13 protein-coding genes are annotated in these 16,712 nt (G+C 68.1%); 6 read left to right on the top strand and 7 right to left on the bottom strand.

Translation table 11 applies throughout. The features are described from left to right. Nucleotides 1–3 precede the first annotated feature (3 nt). Nucleotides 4–1,452 (top strand): amidase, encoded by a 1,449-nt coding sequence (locus ACFVTM_RS01980; protein WP_390201659.1) that lies wholly within the window; start codon nt 4–6, stop codon nt 1,450–1,452. Nucleotides 1,453–1,862: 410 nt separating this feature from the next. Here the strand turns inward: ACFVTM_RS01980 and ACFVTM_RS01975 are convergent, their stop codons facing one another. Beyond that, complete coding sequence (locus tag ACFVTM_RS01975) at nt 1,863–3,941, bottom strand: sialate O-acetylesterase (protein WP_390201658.1); 2,079 nt, start codon at nt 3,939–3,941, stop codon at nt 1,863–1,865. Between the two features lie 263 nt (nt 3,942–4,204). Here ACFVTM_RS01975 and ACFVTM_RS01970 point away from each other — a divergent pair, with 263 nt between their 5' ends. The 3 genes from ACFVTM_RS01970 (at nt 4,205) to ACFVTM_RS01960 (ending at nt 7,855) form a co-directional block, all read left to right on the top strand. Further along, the gene (locus ACFVTM_RS01970; protein ID WP_390201657.1) at nt 4,205–5,326 is read left to right on the top strand and encodes an alcohol dehydrogenase catalytic domain-containing protein; all 1,122 of its coding nucleotides are present in this window, start codon (nt 4,205–4,207) and stop codon (nt 5,324–5,326) included. Nucleotides 5,327–5,598: 272 nt separating this feature from the next. Continuing rightward, nucleotides 5,599–6,996 carry a peptide MFS transporter gene (locus ACFVTM_RS01965; RefSeq protein ID WP_390201656.1) on the top strand — a complete coding sequence of 466 codons (1,398 nt, stop codon included), beginning with the start codon at nt 5,599–5,601 and terminating at the stop codon, nt 6,994–6,996. 4 nt (nt 6,997–7,000) lie between these two features. Then, entirely contained in the window at nt 7,001–7,855 is an 855-nt protein-coding gene (locus ACFVTM_RS01960; RefSeq protein ID WP_390201654.1) for a phosphotransferase, read from the top strand. Between the two features lie 97 nt (nt 7,856–7,952). On the opposite strand, the gene ACFVTM_RS01955 is transcribed toward ACFVTM_RS01960, so the two are convergent. Next, nucleotides 7,953–8,741, bottom strand: a complete 789-nt coding sequence (locus ACFVTM_RS01955) for a DUF4190 domain-containing protein (protein ID WP_390201653.1) — start codon at nt 8,739–8,741, stop codon at nt 7,953–7,955. 148 nt (nt 8,742–8,889) lie between these two features. Between ACFVTM_RS01955 and pgm the strand changes: the two genes are divergently transcribed. Further along, nucleotides 8,890–10,551 (top strand): phosphoglucomutase (alpha-D-glucose-1,6-bisphosphate-dependent), encoded by a 1,662-nt coding sequence (gene pgm / locus ACFVTM_RS01950; protein WP_390201652.1) that lies wholly within the window; start codon nt 8,890–8,892, stop codon nt 10,549–10,551. On the opposite strand, the gene ACFVTM_RS01945 is transcribed toward pgm, so the two are convergent. From ACFVTM_RS01945 to ACFVTM_RS01935, 3 genes are all read right to left on the bottom strand, one after another. Next, on the bottom strand, nt 10,541–11,701 hold the full coding sequence (locus ACFVTM_RS01945; protein ID WP_390201651.1) for a GGDEF domain-containing protein: 1,161 nt from the start codon (nt 11,699–11,701) through the stop codon (nt 10,541–10,543). The genes pgm and ACFVTM_RS01945 overlap by 11 nt on opposite strands. Nucleotides 11,702–11,846: 145 nt before the next feature. After that, nucleotides 11,847–12,443, bottom strand: a complete 597-nt coding sequence (locus ACFVTM_RS01940) for a hypothetical protein (RefSeq protein ID WP_390201650.1) — start codon at nt 12,441–12,443, stop codon at nt 11,847–11,849. A 232-nt stretch (nt 12,444–12,675) separates the two neighbouring features. Continuing rightward, complete coding sequence (locus ACFVTM_RS01935; RefSeq protein WP_390201649.1) at nt 12,676–13,281, bottom strand: malonic semialdehyde reductase; 606 nt, start codon at nt 13,279–13,281, stop codon at nt 12,676–12,678. Between the two features lie 282 nt (nt 13,282–13,563). Between ACFVTM_RS01935 and ACFVTM_RS01930 the strand changes: the two genes are divergently transcribed. Next, the gene (locus ACFVTM_RS01930) at nt 13,564–14,919 is read left to right on the top strand and encodes a uracil-xanthine permease family protein (RefSeq protein WP_390201648.1); all 1,356 of its coding nucleotides are present in this window, start codon (nt 13,564–13,566) and stop codon (nt 14,917–14,919) included. A 154-nt stretch (nt 14,920–15,073) separates the two neighbouring features. On the opposite strand, the gene ACFVTM_RS01925 is transcribed toward ACFVTM_RS01930, so the two are convergent. Further along, nucleotides 15,074–15,634, bottom strand: coding sequence for a hypothetical protein (locus ACFVTM_RS01925; RefSeq protein WP_390201647.1), 561 nt, complete (start codon nt 15,632–15,634; stop codon nt 15,074–15,076). A 59-nt stretch (nt 15,635–15,693) separates the two neighbouring features. After that, nucleotides 15,694–16,629, bottom strand: a complete 936-nt coding sequence (locus tag ACFVTM_RS01920) for an SDR family oxidoreductase (protein WP_390201646.1) — start codon at nt 16,627–16,629, stop codon at nt 15,694–15,696. Nucleotides 16,630–16,712 lie beyond the last annotated feature (83 nt).

The following is a 16,712-nucleotide window of genomic DNA, read 5'->3' as shown; positions in this document are numbered from 1 at the left end:
TCCTTGGCTGAAATCCACGAGCTCTCCGCCGTCCAGCTCCGCGATGCGCTTCGTGCCGGGGAGCTCTCGGCCAGGGAGGCCACCGATCATTTCCTGGCCCGCATCGAAGCCCGGAACCCGCACCTGGGGGCCTTCATCACCGTCACGGCGGACCAGGCGCAGAAGGATGCCGCGGCAGCGGACCATGTCCGTGCCCTTCGGGGCCGGACCGGCGAAGCCCTGGCACCGCTGCATGGGATGCCGGTCGCCTTCAAGGACCTGACGGATGTGGCGGGGGTTGCCACCACGCATGGAAGCGCCGCGCTGGAGCGCAAGCCGGCGCTGGCCGACGGAGCCCTTGCCGCCGCGCTCAAGGCCGCGGGGGTGGTATCGCTGGGCAAGACGCAGGTTCCGGAGTTCGGCCTGACTGCGTACAGCGAGAACCGGATCGCCCCGCCGTCGCGCAATCCGCATGCGCTCAGCCGCAGTTCGGGCGGATCCTCAGGCGGCAGCGCTGCCGCCGTGGCGGCGGGGCTGCTGCCGTTCGCCCCCGGGTCCGACGGCGGCGGCTCCGTGCGGATTCCTGCTGCGGCGTGCGGACTGGTCGGGCTGAAACCCGGGCGAGGGCTCGTGCCGGCCGGGGAAAGCTCCGGCGATCCGGCCCAGCTCGTGGTTGCCGGGCCGCTCGCGCGGTCGGCCGCCGATGCCGCGCTGCTCTTGGATGCCATGGTGCCTGGCGCGGCGCCGGTTCCGGCCCCGGCAGGCCCGCAAGGCGCCAGTTACCTCGACCTGACCGCCAGGGAGCCGCGCCGGCTGCGGATCGGAATCAGCCTGGACAGCCCGTGGCAGACGGCTTTCCCCTTCACTTCGGATCCTGAGGCGCTCAACGCCCTGTCCGACGGCGTCGCGCGGCTGGAGGCGGCGGGCCACGAGACCTCGGAGGCCGCGATTCGCTATGACAACCGCTACGCGGCCGCTTTCACCACGGCCTGGACTGCCGGGATCGGCAGCGCGCGAATCCCGCCCCACCGCGAGGCGCTCCTGACCCCGCTCACCAGGACGTTCCGGCGCCGGGCGCAGCAGCGGAGTCCGGCGAAACTCAACGAATCCGTCGGGTTCCTCCGGCAGTTCCAGCGCGACACGATCGCCCAGTACACCCAGTGGGACCTCATCCTCACCCCGGCCCTGGCACAGACGCCCCGCCCGGTGGGCTGGTTCACCGCCGCGACGCACGGCGGGGACTACTGGCCGGCTGCGGAATGGGCTGGCGACGCCGACGGCGACTACCGGAAGCAATGCGAATACGCGCCGTGGTCCTCCATGGTGAACGTCTGCGGGCTGCCTGCCATCAGTATTCCGGTGCACTGGACCGGGGGCGCCCCGGGTTCAGGCCTGCCGATGGGCATCCAGCTGATCGGGCCGATGGGCTCCGAGGGGCTGCTGGTGCAGGTGGCCGCCCAGCTGGGGTTCTAGCCTTCGATCCTGCCCCGGCCGTGGGTCCATTTCGGCCGCAGGCAGGACAGACTGCGCGCGTCGGGACGCCCGGACCTGGAACGCGTAGCCCTGCACAGGCCGGGCTCTGCGGCGCTCTTCAGGGGACATGCCCTCCACTCACACCGAACATGGCACGTTTCCACGCCCCGGACCGAGCACGGGGCATGTCCGGCACCCACCGTTGCGGACATGCTCACTCCCCACGCAGCGCAGGGGACATGTCCAGCGCTCACCGCGGACATGCCCACGCCTGGCCGCGAGGACTGGACATAATGCCATCATGTCCACGCACGGGCTCCAAGAATGGGCATGTCCCGTGGGAGCGGGCCAAGGGAGTAGCGCCGCCCTCTGAGGCCGCCCACCGCTCCCCGTCCCGCGGTGACCGGGGCCTACCCGCGGAAGTAGCCCGCGACGTCGGCGATGATCTGGACCGATCCGCTCGAGGTATTCGTAATCTTGACGTTGCCGTCCGGCCCCACCGGGACCACAGCGAGGTTGGCGACCGTCTGTCCGCGCACGTAGAACAGGTTGGACGCGTTCGGGGTGGACGGCCCCGACCCGAACGCCGTGAGGAACCCGCTGGACTTGGACTCGGTGGTGGTCAGGTTGACCACCACGGCGGCCACGGTGGTCGGGATTCCCTTGACGCCGCGCACGTGGAACGTCAGCGATCCTCCCGCCGCCACCGGGCCTCTGGACAACCGTGTGTCCAGGAACCGTGTGGGGCTCAGGGCGCGGAGGGCGCCGGCCTGGGCCGGTTTGCCCGGCAGGAAATACCCCGCGACGTCTGCGATGACCTCCGCCGTGCCGGCCGAAGTGTTCGCCACCGTCACCTTCCCGTCAGTCCCGACGGGCACCACCACGAGGTTGGGCACCGTCTGTCCCGCCGTGTAGTTCAGGCTGGAAGCCGCCGGCTTCACGGACCCCGCGGGGTAAGCGGTCAGGAAACCAAAGCTCTTCGTCTGGGTCGCCGTGAGGTTCAGGACCACCGCCGAGGCGTTCGTCGGGATCCCCAGCTTGCCGCCGGCCGTGAAGGTCACCGATTTTCCGCCGGAGACCGGTCCGGAGGACAGCCGCGTGTCCAGCAGCCTGGCGGGTGCCACGGAACTGAACGTCCCGGGTTCGGACGGTGTGCCTTCATGGAAATACGCGGACACTTCGGCGGTCAGCTGCGCGGACCCGGACGACGTGTTGGTGAGGGTCAGCCGGCCGTCCGTGCCAAGGGGCACCATGGCGAGGTTGGAAACGGTCTGCCCGGCTACATAGTTCAGATTCGAAGTCCCCGGCTTGTTGGTCCCGGAGGCGTGGGCGGTGATGACGCCGTACGACGTCGGCGAGATCACCGTCAGGTTCACCACGACGGCGGACGCGTCGGCCGGCACGCCCCTGACGCCGGCTACCCGGAACGACACTGACTTGCCCGCGGCCACCCGGCCCGGCCAAATCCTGGTGTCCAGGAACCGCGTCGGGTCCATGGCAATGGCCCGGCCCGCGCAGTTCGGCGCGGCGGATTCAGGCGTGGCAGCGCCGGAAGCTTGGGTGTTCGCGATCGCCCGCCGGTACGCGGCAAGGTATGACTTGCCCAGGTATTCGACGCCGGCCCGGGAGAAGTGGGTTGAGTCGCCCGGGTTCAGGGCGCAGGCGAGGGAGGGCGCGAAACCGGTATAGGCGACGCGGCCTGGGGTTTCGTAGTGGCTCTTGTCCACATTGGGCCGGCCCGGAGTGGCCGCGATGCCTTCCGGCGACATGCGTCCCACCACGAAGGGCAGCTTGGGCGCGGACAGCTGGTCGCGGAAGTAGGCAATGAGCTGGTCCAGCTTCGCGCTGTAGCTCGCTGTGCTTGTGCCGGAGCTGCTCTCGCCCTGGTGCCAGAGGATCCCCTTGAGAACCACGGCGTAACCGGCCGCTTTGGCCGCCGCGATACCGCTCAACGTCTGCTTGACGGCGAGCGCCGCCAGGTCGTACTCCGGGGCGGAGGCCGCGCCCACGGACCACGTCAAAGCCGCCGTCCCGCCGCCGAAGGCGGTGTCGCCGTGCGCCGCCGGGATGATGAGGACTCCGACGTCGGCGGGCTGGGTCTTCAGATACTCCCGGGCCATCGTCGTGGCGGGCGAAAGGCCGTTGGGAGTGTCGTGCATGTCCAGGGGTACCGAAGCAGGCCGGAACGTGGGGGTTTTCGCTCCGTACTGGAAGATGCGCGGGTCCGCCACGTCGTCCGTTCCCTTGAGGGGCAGGCCCCGCCCGGACATGTTGGACTGCCCGGCCGCGACAAAGACGTGAAGGGTTGTGATGGCCTTGGCGGCCTGCGCCGGCACAATGCCCGGAACCATCAGGGCAAAAACCGTCAGGCCGATCAGGAAGCCGTGAAGCCACAGGCCCCGGGCCGAAGTCGGGGACCGTCTGGCAGGGTCCGGGGCCCAACGCCGGCGGGACGGCCGCCGCACGCAGGCCGTTGTTGAGGAAGGCATTACCCCCACAGCCGGCAGTGCCGGGTTCGGGGGACGATAACGCATTCCCCAACCAGCCATAGTTCACACTGTCGCCGAGCCACCTTGAGGTTTTCTTGCCTGCGGCATGCGGCCAAAGGGGCTGCCAAGGCGACTGCCGCCCTCCCCCACTCGGCAGCCGTCAGGCCGCCGTCGGGATGCCCAAATGGACGCCCAAATGGACGCTGGCTGCGGCCTGCGGCTATCGTTCACACAAACCCGACCCAGGCCGCGAAAGAGGATCGATGAAGATCACCGGTGCAGTACTTGAGGAAATCGGACGCCCGCGCCCCTTCGCGGAATCCAGGCCCATCAGCATCTCCGAGCTGGAGCTGGCGGCTCCCGGGCCAACCGAGATCCTCGTCCGGATGGAGGCGGCCGGGATCTGCCACTCGGACCTGAGCGTTGTCGACGGCAACCGGGTCCGGCCGGTCCCCATGCTCCTGGGCCACGAGGCCGCGGGCCGCATCGTGACGGTCGGATCCGCCGTCGCTGACCTGCGGCCCGGGCAGCGCGTGGTCATGTCCTTCCTGCCTCGATGCGAGAGCTGCGCGAACTGCGCCGAGGACGGCCGGCTGCCCTGCACAGCCGGGTCGCAAAGCAACAACGACGGAACCCTGCTGCACGGATCCCGGCACCTGAGCCGCAACAGCCTGCCCGTCCACCACCACCTGGGCGTCTCGGGTTTCGCCACCCATGCCGTGGTGGACCGCGCGTCCGCCGTGCCGGTGGACGACGACATCCCGGCGGACATAGCCGCGGTCCTGGGCTGCGCCGTGCTGACCGGCGGCGGCGCCGTGCTGAACGCGGCCCGGCCCCGCCCGCAGGACAGCATCATGATCGTCGGCCTCGGAGGGGTGGGCATGGCGGCGCTCATCACGGCCATCTCCCAGGGCATCTCGCGGATCATCGCAGTGGACACGCTGGAGGAGAAACTCGATCACGCCCGCCGCCTGGGCGCCCACGAAACGTACACGCCGCAGCAGGTCCTCGAGGAGGCCGTCAAAGCCAGGTACGTGATCGAGTGCGCCGGAAACCCCCGCGCCTTTGAAACCGCGTTCGCCGCCACCTCCCCCGGCGGTACCACCGTCACGGCCGGGCTGCCCTCCCCCGAAGCCCGGGCCCAGCTGGCACCGCTGACCGTCACCGCCGAAGCCAGGACAATCGTGGGCAGCTACCTGGGCTCCGCCGTCCCGTCACGGGACATCCCCCAATACGCCCAGCTGTGGCGGGAGGGGAAACTGCCGGTCGAGGAGCTGATTTCGGACCGCATCGCCCTGGCGGACATCAACCAGGCCATGGACCAGTTGGCCGACGGCCGTGCCATCCGGCAGGTCATCATGTTCGACGGCGGCGAGCCCGCCTAGGAGCCGGTGTAGGACGCCGCCTAGGACACGGCCGCCGGGGCGGCCCCCACGGCCCGGCCGGCCCCGGGAAATCCGTCGAAAGAGAGGCAAAACACTATCCGGGTTGCTTGCCTCCGGCCTGCTCGAATGTGACAATCGCGCGTCACAATGTCACCATTAAGTAAATGAGCACAACTCATTTATCCAATCCCCCCGCTACAACGCCGGGCGATCCCTCGTTCAGTCCCCCCGTTAAGACGCCGGGCGACACGTCGTTTTTCGGCCACCCAAAGATGCTGGCCAGCCTTTTCTCCGTAGAGATGTGGGAGCGCTTCTCCTTCTACGGAATGCAGGGGATCCTCCTCTACTACATGTACTTCACCGCCGCCCAGGGTGGCCTTGAGATCCCTCAGGCACTGGCCGCCGGCCTCGTCGGCGCCTACGGTGGCGGCGTCTACCTCTCCACGATCCTCGGCGCGTGGCTTGCAGACCGGATCTTCGGCTCTGAGAAGGTGCTGTTCGGTGCGGCCATCCTGATCATGGCCGGCCACATCGGGCTGGCACTCGTTCCCGGCATACCCGGCCTGCTCGCCGGACTGGTGCTGGTGGGCGTGGGCTCCGGCGGGCTGAAGGCCAACGCCACCGCCCTCGTCGGCAGCCTGTACGGCGAGAAGGACGAACGCCGCGACGCAGGATTCTCCATCTTCTACATGGGCATCAACGCCGGCGCGCTGATCGGCCCGCTGGTCACCGGCTGGCTGCAGGAAAGCCAGGGCTTCCACTGGGGCTTCGGTGCCGCCGCGGTCGGCATGGCCATTGGCCTTGTCATCTACTCGCTGGGCCGCAAGAAGCTGCCCGAAGCAGCACAGCGGGTCCCGAATCCCCTTCCCGCTACCCAGCGCACCCGCTACGGCCTGGTCTTCGCCGGCATCGCCGTGATCGTTGCTGCGCTGCTCGTGACCGGCACCGTGAACGCCGGGAACCTTGCCATGACCATGGCCTACGCCGCAATCGGCGCGTCGGTGCTGTACTTCGCCCTGATCTTCAGCAGCAAGAAGGTCACCGCCATCGAGCGCGGCCGGGTGACGGCGTTTATTCCGCTGTACATCGCTTCCGCCGCGTTCTGGGCGCTTTTCCAGCAGCAGTTCACCTTCATTGCCGTCTACTCGGAAGAGAAGCTGGACCGGAACCTCTTCGGCTGGGAAATGCCTGCCGCCTGGGTCCAGTCCATCAACCCGGTGTTCATCATCATCTTTGCCGGCATCATGGCCGCCCTGTGGACCAGGCTCGGCCGGAAGCAGCCCGGTTCGGCGCTGAAGTTCTCGATTGGCCTCTTCGTCATGGGCCTTGCTTTCCTGGCCTTCATCCCGCTGGCCGGCGGCGGCAAGACGCCTCTTTTGGCTCTGGTTGGAATCCTGCTTCTGTTCACTCTCGCAGAGCTGTTCCTCTCCCCCATCGGCCTGTCCGTCACCACCAAGCTGGCGCCGAAGGCCTTCCACACCCAGATGGTGGCCCTGTTCTTCCTCTCCGTTTCCCTGGGCACCACACTGGCCGGCATCCTGTCGGGCCTGTACAACCCGCAGGACGAACTGCCGTACTTCATCGGCATCGGTGGAACCGCGATGCTGCTCGCCGTGGGCCTGGCGATCGCCTCGCCGGCGATCAAGAAGCTCATGGGCGGCGTACGCTGACCCGATGAACCCCGCACATCGCGTCCCGGTTGCTTCGCGCGTCTACACTCCCGCCCCCGGCGAGGCGTCCGACGTCGAAATCATGCCGGCGGGCGACGTGACCGACGGTGTGGTGCGGGTTGGCGGAACCATCCGCCGCCCGCACCAACCGCAATCCCTCGCCGTGGCCGAGTACCTCGACTGGCTGGAGGACGCCGGCTTTGAGGGCTCCCCGCGCTTCCTTGGCCGCGACACACAGAGCCGGGACGTCCTGACGTTCGTGCCGGGAAAGTGCGCCGGGGCGCAGCCGGAAACGTGGGTGCAGTCCGAGCACCTGTTGGCCTCCGTGGGCCGCCTGGTGCGGCGCCTGCACACGGCGTCGGAGGGCTTTGCGCCGCGGGCCCACACGTTCCCGCCGCGGCCGGTCCGGCCGAACCCCTCCGACGCCGCCGCGCTCATCTGCCATCTGGACATCACACCCCAGAACGTGGTGGTCCGGGGCGGCCAGGCCGCGGGACTGGTGGATTTCGACCTCGCAGGGCCCGCCACGGCACTCCACGATTCGCTCAACACCGCCATGCACTGGGTTCCGCTCCGCGACCCGTCAGACGCGTGGCCGGGTTGGGAAGGCCAGGACCCGTTCCGCCGGCTGCGCATCTTCGCCGACGCCTACGGCTGGACGGAGAATGAACGACGCCGGGTGCCCGGCGCCGGGATCGACGCCGCCGCGCTGAGCTACGAGCGGATGCGGCACAACGCGGCCTCCTTGGGCGGCGGCTGGGCGCGGATGTGGCAGGACGGCGTGGGCGGCCTCATCAACCGCCGGCGCGCGTGGCTTAAGGCCAATGCCGAACCGCTGGTGGCCGCACTGCTGCGCTGAGCCCTCGCATCCACGACTGCCGCCGCAGGCTGCCGCCGCGGGCCTGCTTCAGGCCGGCGGCGCCAACCAAAGGGCAGGTTTCGGCCGCGGGGGCGCCTTAGGCGCCGTATCCGCTGTTGCGCGCCGTGCCGACGACCAGTCCAAAGATGACCAGCACCAGAACAGTGACGGCGATGCCCACGTATCCCATTACAAGGCCGGCGATCGCCATGCCCCGGCCGGCCGGCTCGCGCCGCAGGGCCAGGTGTCCCAGGATGACGGCGGCCAGTTGCGGCAGCAGGAAGAATCCGAAGCCCACCAGGGCGGCGATGCCGCAGCACATGCTGGCGATGCTCAAGCTCTTGGGCGCCGCCGGCACGCCGTAGTACGCGGGCTGGCCGTAGGCGTTGGGGCTGCCCGGCTGGGCGTACGGCGATGGCTGGGCGTACGGCGACGGCTGGCCATACGGCGAGGCCGGCTGTCCGTAGCCTGCCGATCCCGCGGCATATGGCGTCCGGCCGGACTCCCCGTAGATCGGCGGGTACGGGCTGGAGTACGGGCCCTGGTCCGGCGCCGCTTGGCCCGGCTGCGGCTGGCCGGCTTGCTGGCCGGGTTGCGGCTGGCCCGGCTGCCCGGATTGCTGGCCCGGCTGCGGCTGGCCGGGTTGCGGCTGGCCCCCGTAGGGCTGCTCCTGCCAGTGCTGCTGCGCGGACTCAGGCTGCTGCTGGGACTCAGGTTGCAGCAGGGGCTCGGGCTGCGAGAACTGCTGCGTCGCCGATTGGCCTTGGTCCTGGCCACCCGGCCCGGCCTGCTGCGGCGCACCGTCCGGCTGCTGGTCCGGGAGGCGCAGCGTTGGCTGATAGCCCTCCGGGGTCTCGTCTTTGCCTTGTTTTGGCTGGTCAGTCATGGCATGTCCCCTCAAGAAGTCCCTGCGTCCAGCGTACCGCCGCGGGGTTGGCTTGGGACCAGGCCGTTCGGCGGGTTTTCTTTCGTCATAGGAACGGCATTGACGCGAAACCGTGTTGCGCGCCGGTGTCGTCTGGCATGCTGGTGCCATGGCTAGCCGCGCGGGCACAGTTGCCCAACCCCAGGACCTTGTTGACCTCACTGCGCTTTTGGATGCGTACTACGACGTTTCGCCGGACCTCTCGGACCCGGGCCAGCGGGTGGCCTTCGGCACCTCCGGGCACCGGGGATCGAGCCTGAAGGCCTCCTTCAACGAACCCCACATCCTCGCCATCACGCAGGCGATCGTGGAATACCGCGCGGGCCAGGGCATCACCGGCCCGCTCTACATGGCGAAGGACACCCATGGCCTGAGCGAGCCGGCGCAAAACTCCGCCCTTGAAGTGCTGGCGGCCAACGGTGTGAATGTCCTCATCGACGCCCGCCACGGCTACACGCCCACCCCTGCCCTGAGCCACGCCATCCTCACCCACAACCGGAACGCCGCCCCCGGCGCGCCGCAGGCCGACGGCATCGTGGTGACCCCCAGCCACAACCCCCCGGGCGACGGCGGGTTCAAGTACAACCCGCCGCACGGCGGCCCCGCGGACACCGACGCCACCGGCTGGATCGCCAACCGCGCCAACGAGCTCCTCGAAAACGGCCTGCGCGGGGTCAAGCGGATCCCCGTGGCCGACGCCCTCGCGGCAGAAACCACCGGCAAGTTCGATTTCCTTAGCAGCTACGTCGACGACCTCCCCTCGGTGCTGGACCTGAACGCCATCCGCGAGGCGGGTGTCCGGATCGGCGCGGACCCCATGGGCGGCGCGTCCGTGGACTACTGGGGCGAGATCGGCGAGCGCCACCACCTGAACCTCACGGTCGTGAACCCGACCGTTGACCCGCAGTGGGCCTTCATGACCCTGGACTGGGACGAGAAGATCCGGATGGACTGCTCCTCACCGTCGGCGATGGCCTCCCTGATCACAAGGATGTCCGAAGGCGCGAAGTTCGACATCGCCACCGGCAACGACGCCGATGCCGACCGGCACGGCATCGTGACGCCTTTTGTTGATGGACAGGGCGGGCTGATGAACCCGAACCACTACCTCGCCGTCGCCATCGATTACCTGTACCGGCACCGTACCGGCTGGAACCCGCAGTCCGTGATCGGCAAGACGCTCGTGTCCTCCTCGATCATCGACCGCGTGGCGCAGAGCCTGGGCCGGAAGCTCGTAGAGGTTCCGGTCGGCTTCAAGTGGTTCGTTCCGGGCCTGTTGTCCGGCGAAGGGGCGTTTGGCGGCGAGGAATCCGCGGGCGCATCCTTCAACAAGATGGACGGCAGCGTCTGGACCACCGACAAGGACGGCATCCTGCTGGCCCTGCTGGCCTCGGAGATCACGGCCGTGACCGGCAAGTCGCCGTCGCAGCTCTACAAGGGGCTCACGGACCAGTTCGGCGACCCCGTCTACGCCCGGATCGACGCCGCCGCCACGCGCGAGCAGAAGGCCGCGCTAGGCAAGCTCTCGCCGTCGGACGTCACCGCCACCGAACTGGCCGGCGAAACGATTTCCGCCAAACTGACCGAGGCGCCGGGCAACGGCGCGGCGATCGGTGGCCTCAAGGTGGTCACCGAAAACGCCTGGTTCGCGGCCCGGCCCTCCGGCACGGAGGACGTCTACAAGATCTACGCCGAATCCTTCAAGGGCGCCGAGCACCTCAAGCAGGTCCAGGCCGAGGCGAAGGCGCTGGTGGACGGCGTTATTTCCTAGCTACGCCGTCGCTGGCCAATACGGCGCGGTCCCTGCCAAGCGTCTTTGCCTGGTAGAGGGCCGCGTCCGCCGAGGCCACAACGGCGTCGAGGCCTCCCAGTACGGCATCCGTGGACGCGATGCCGTAACTCACGGTAGGCAACCGGGGAATGGCTTCCGTTCCGGACCGCTGGAGCCGGCGGCTGATGTCGCCGGCGATCTCCTGCGCCCGCTCCGGGGTGACGCCTGGCAGCAGGACGATGAATTCCTCGCCGCCGTAGCGGCCCACGAGATCGGTGGACCGGACGGTTCCGGCGCAGGCCCTGGCAAAGGCCTGCAGGGCGGTGTCCCCGGCAGAGTGGCCGAACTGGTCGTTGATCGCCTTGAAATGGTCGAGGTCCGCGAGGATCAGTGTTGCCGTGGTCCTGCTCCGGCGCAGGCGGCGCAGCTCGTCCTCCGCCAGGTCTATGAAGGCCGCGCGGTTGAGCAGGCCGGTCAGCCCGTCCACGGTGGCCCGGGCCCTCAGATCCTGGGTCAACTGCTCATAGCTCAGCTCTGCCATCGTGAAGGACGCGACCACAAGCGTGACGGTCGAAAACGCCGTCGTCGGCGCGGAGCCGAAGACGGAGGTAAAGACTTGCCCGCTGGGGCCGACCGCCATGAAGGCAACCAGGCGGCCCAGGTAAAACAGGGCAAGGATGCCGGCGCCGAGGGCCAGCGGGCGGTGCACACGGGAGTAGTCGCGGTCGAGCAGGAACAGTTCCCGGCACGCCAAACCGACCAGCGCGCACATGAATGCGAGGTAGATGGCCCCGCCCGCCCAGATGTTGGTTGAGGGCCGGTCGAGGGCGGAGAAAACGGCCACAATGGCGGGACCGGCAGCGAGCAGCCAGCGGGACGTGCTGACGTCCCGCAGCGACCGGGAGCCTGCCCAGATGCTGGCCGCACCGGCCACGAGCAGGACGTTGCCGCTGGGGTTGGCCCAGACCTGGTGGACTGTCCCGTTCAGCAGATAGGCCGACGTTCCGACCAGGAAGAGCAACAAGGCCATGCACCACCAGCCGCTGTACGCGGCCCTGGTCCGGCGGTAGGTGATGAAGTAGAAAAGAACGAGCAGCGTCAGAGTCACAAGGGCAAGCACCACGCGCAGTGTTGCGGTATCAAGCATCATGAAGTTGCCCCCGAGTCCGCATGTCAGTCAGCGCTATCGATCCATCGTCGAAGTCGCCCCCAAGTATGGCACCCGGCATGCCGGAAACCACCGCCGGCGTCCCGGACATGACGCCGGTCCCTCCCCGGCCGGGCCGCGCCGGCGCTCACGCCGGGGCTTCGGTCCACAGCTTCAGCACCCGGCGGGTTGCGTGCCTGCCGTCGGGGGCCATGTCCACCAGGGCTATCCGGTCAAGCGCTACGGTGTCGCCCTGCTGGAGCCGTTTGTCGCCGTGGTGGGAGACGTGCGGCCTGTACCCTTCCAGGGTGTACGCAGGCGTGGAGATCCTGCCGTGCAGCTGCTCCACGATCCGGACCAGCTCGCTATGGAGGAACTGCAGCTCGTCGCTGGGCTCTATCAGGCTGACCGGGATTGAGCCTGCGCGGCCAAACCCGGCCTCGCCGGCCACACCCACTGTGCAGCCCAGGACCGCGGCCACCGGATCCGCCATGAGGGCAGCGATCTGTTCGGCGAGCGGATCGTCCTGGTCCGGCAATGTGCCTGGTTCAGCTTCCGCGCCGGCCTCCTGGTGCTGTTCAGGGCGGGGGTCGACGACGTCGAACCCATTCACGTCAAACTTCGCCACATCAAATTTAGCCACATCAAACTTGACCAGGGTGATGTGCAGCGGCCAGTCGTCACGGGGAAACTCGAGCCCCTCAGACACCGGTTCCACGAAGGCCACCGCAATCAGGTTCCGCATGGGAAAAGTGTGCCATGCCACGGCCGCCAGAGACCGCGGAGCTTTGCGAAAACACACAGTGCCGGAGACAAAAGCGCGGACTAAGATTAAAAGTGGCCTTGGATGTGGGCCTTGCGCTGAACCGCAGAATCGCATCCCGTGTGCCTCCGGCCTGTCCCCCATGGTGCCGGAGGCACCTCCGCGAGAGAACAGCGCCGGAGGCACCACCGCGAGACGGGTGCTCCGGAGGCCTTTAGACGGTGCGGACGACGTCCTCGTAGGCGAACTTCGGCTTGGCGGCGCCCCAGGCGTCGGCCCCGGGCTGGCCGATGTTGACCACCAGGAAGCTCTTCTGGCTCCCGTCGGGGAAGAACGCGGCGTCGATCTTGGCGAAGTCGGCACCTGTCATGGGACCTGCGGCAAGGCCCAGGGAGCGGACCGCGAGGATGAAGTAGCCGGCCTGCAGGTGGGCGTTGTTGTTGCCGGTGGACGCAGCGAGGTCCGGAGCGGCGTCGTACATGGCCTTGGGTGCGTTGTAGCCGGGAAGGAAGGCGTCCCACTGCTCCTGCCAGGCAGTGTCGTAGCTCAGGACGGCGACGAGCGGCGCGGAGGCCGTCTTGGCACGGTTTCCGGCGGAGAGAGCGTCCACGAGTGTGGCCCGGGCGTCGTCGGAGCGCACGTAGGTGACGCGCAGCGGCTGTGAGTTGAAAGCGGTGGGTCCGAACTTCGTCAGTTCATAGATGGCGCGGGCCTGCTGCTCCGTGACGTCGCCGGTGAAGGCGTTCGCGGTGCGGGCTTCGGCAAAGATGGCGTCGACGGCGGCTGCCTCGATTACTGCTTCATCGTGGGCGATTGTCATTGGCATCCCTTTCGCTGTGCCGGCGCGCCCTTAGGTGGCCGGCTTCTCCTGCTGTCCATAGTTGTGGTCCCTAGTTGCAACTTCAACTTCCGGCGTCTGCTTCCCGCGGAGCCCTGTGAAGTCCGGCACACACCGTGCAAGCACACACACACCGCCCGCCCGATCCAGGAACGGCCGGTCCGGCCCGTCCCGAAGCGGACCGCCGGCAAACCCCTGCGCGGTAAAGTTGCTCGGGAAGATTCCTTCCGCGCCCGCCCCACATTCTCTGAAAGGCTCCCGGCAATGAGCATGCTCGGCACCAAATGGAAGCTCCACGGCAACGGCAAATCCGTCCGCCCCGGTGAGGTCGTCCGGCCGGATGAGCGGCTCACGTGGCCCCTGACGGTGGGGGTCGGAATGCAGCACGTTGTGGCCATGTTCGGCGCCACCTTCCTGGTCCCGATCATCACGGGCATGCCGCCGGCCACCACGTTGTTCTTCTCCGGCATCGGCACCCTGCTGTTCCTGGTCATCACCCAGGGTCGCGTGCCGAGCTACCTCGGCTCCAGCTTCGCGTTCATCGCGCCGATCATGGCTTCGCAGCAGCAGTTCGGCATCCCCGGGGCACTTGGCGGGGTGGTGCTGGCGGGGGCGACGCTCGCCGTCGTGGGCGCCGTCGTGCAGAAGTTCGGCGCAGACTGGATCAACCGGGTCATGCCGCCGATCGTGACCGGCGCGATCGTGGCGCTGATCGGATTGAACCTGGCGCCCGCGGCGAAGGCCAACTTCGATTTGGCCCCCGTCACCGCCTTCATCACCTTGGCCGTCATCATCGTGGTCAGTGTGCTGTTCCGCGGCATGCTGGGCCGCCTGAGCATCCTGGTGGGCGTTCTGGTGGGCTACCTTGTTGCGATGCTCCGGGGCGAGGTGGACTTCTCCAAGATGGAGAGTGCCGCGTGGGTGGGCCTGCCGCACTTCCAAACCCCCGAGTTCCACATCGGCGTCGTGGGCCTTTTCGTGCCGGTGGTGCTGGTGCTGGTGGCAGAGAACATCGGCCACGTGAAGTCCGTGTCCGCCATGACAGGGCAGAATCTCGACGGCGTGTCCGGCCGGGCGCTGCTGGCCGACGGCGCCGCCACTGTCCTTGCCGGGCTTGGCGGCGGGTCCGGGACCACCACGTACGCCGAGAACATCGGCGTCATGGCTGCCACCAAGGTGTATTCGACGGCGGCGTACTGGGTGGCCGGCATCTTTGCAGTGATCCTGAGCTTCTCGCCGAAGTTTGGCGAGCTGATCGCCACCGTCCCGGCCGGTGTCCTGGGCGGCGCGGCCACGATGCTCTACGGCATGATCGGCGTGCTGGGCGTGAAGATCTGGGTCCAGAACAAGGTGAACTTCTCCAACTCGATCAACCTGACCACGGCCGCCGTCGCCCTGATCGTCGGGATCGCCGACTACACCTGGACCATCGGCGACCTGAAGTTCACCGGGATCGCGCTGGGCTCGGCAGCGGCCCTGGTGATCTACCACGGCATGAAGGCGATCGCGAAGGCTCGCGGCACGGTGGCGGAGCCGGAAACCGAAGATTTGGCCCCGGCTGCGGCCTCGACGGCCGCGGTCAAGGCAGCCGCCAAGCGCACCCCCAAGAAGCGCCGCTAGGTAAAGCCGTCAGGAAAAGCCGTCAGCGGGCATGACCCGCACGAAGGAGGCCGGCCTCCCGCCCGCAGGGAAGGAGACCGGCCTCCTTCGCTGGCAGGACCGTTGAATCCGCAGCGGCGGTGATGACCGGCGGAGGGAGCCGACGGCGGCGGGATCAGCCGGCGTCGAAGGTGTCCTTGTCGTCCTCGCGGTCCTTCGGCGATTTGCTATCCGGCAGGTCCGTCCCGGAACCGTCCGGCAGCCCCGCGGCGTCCTGCCCGGACTCGGAGGAGAAGGGCCGTCCGGCGTCGGACTCTTCAGTGTTGGATGCATCCAACTCGGCGTCGGTCGAGGGCACCTGGGCGTCCTGGCTGTCGGCATCGAAGCCGGGGGCTGCGCTGGCGTTTTCTGAACTCATTTGTTCCTCCGTTCCTCCGAAGCGTCCTGCCCCGGGTTCTCCTGCGCTGTCTTGGTCTTCGCCGCCGAACTGGCTCAGGTCCGGCGCGCCGGCCGGATACGTCTCGCCGTCGGGGCTGTCCTGGCTCAGCGCCGCGGCGTCGAAGGCTTCCTCCTCGCGGGGCTGGGCAAAGTTCTTGTCATCGCCGTTTGACGCATCGCCGTTTGACGCCTGGCCGTTTTTCGCCTGCCCGCCGGGCATCTCCTGCTCGGCGGTCGGTGTGCCGTAGCCGCCCGCTTCTTCGGTAACGGCCTGGGGATCCTGCTGGTGGTCAGTCATGTCATTTCCTCCGGTTGTTGGAAGTGGGACTAGCTGGAATTTGGGGGGTCGCCGCGGACTTAGAGGCCTTTGCCTCCGGTGACCGGAAGGACGGCCCCGGAAATGTAGGAGCCGTGGTCCGAGGCGAGAAGCACGTAGGCGGCCGCGAGCTCCGCCGGCTGGCCCGCCCGTTGCAGTGGCGTGTCCTGGCCGAAGGTCGGGAGCTTGTCCGGCCACTCGGTGGCCGGAATCAGCGGCGTCCAGATGGGGCCGGGGGCCACGGCGTTGACCCTGATCCCCTGAGGTCCGAGTTCCTGGGCCAGCGCCTTGGTGAACGCCACCTGGGCCGCCTTGGTCATGGCGTAGTCGATGAGTTGCGGGGACGGGTTGAAGGCCTGGATCGATGCGGTGGTGATGATGGAGGCGCCCGCCTTCAGGTGCGGGACGGCGGCACGGGCAGTCCAGAGCAGGGAGTACAGATTCGTCTTGAAGACGCGGTCGAATTCTTCGGTGGGCAGCGATTCCAGGCTGTCACGGTTCTTCTGGTAGGCCGCATTCAGCACCAGGACATCGAGGCCTCCGAATTCGGCCAGCGTCGCCTCCACAATGTTGGCGGCGAAGTCCTCACTGCGCCCGTCGCCGGGGAGCAGCAGGGCCTTGCGGCCGGCCTTCCGGATCCATTCGGCGGTGTCCTGCGCGTCTTCGTCCTCCTCCGGCAGGTAGGAGATCGCGACGTCGGCCCCTTCCCTGGCGAAGGCGATTGCCACCGCTTTGCCGATTCCGGAATCGCCGCCCGTGATGAGGGCGGCTTTGCCGCTCAGTGCGCCGCTGCCGCGGTAGCTTTCCTCGCCGTGGTCCGGCTTGGGCTCCATGGGTGAGGTGAGGCCGGGCTGTTTTTGGATCTGTTCGGGGAATGGACCGGAGTGATAACCGGCGCGGGGATCGCGCGGCTGGTCTGTTTCTTTAGGCTGGTCTTTCTGCCTGGGCTGGTCTTGCTGCTCGCTTGAGTCGCTCATAGTCCGCCTCACCACGTGTCGGTTTCCAGGGATGCTCATCGGGCCGGAGTGGGCGTGCCCCGAAACCATCCCTCCGAAACATC

Origin of the sequence: Arthrobacter sp. NPDC058130 (genome assembly GCF_042884475.1) — a bacterium.
Lineage (GTDB): Bacteria > Actinomycetota > Actinomycetes > Actinomycetales > Micrococcaceae > Arthrobacter.
The sequence above is the reverse complement of the archived record's forward strand: the minus strand, read 5'-3'. Positions and strand labels throughout refer to the sequence as shown.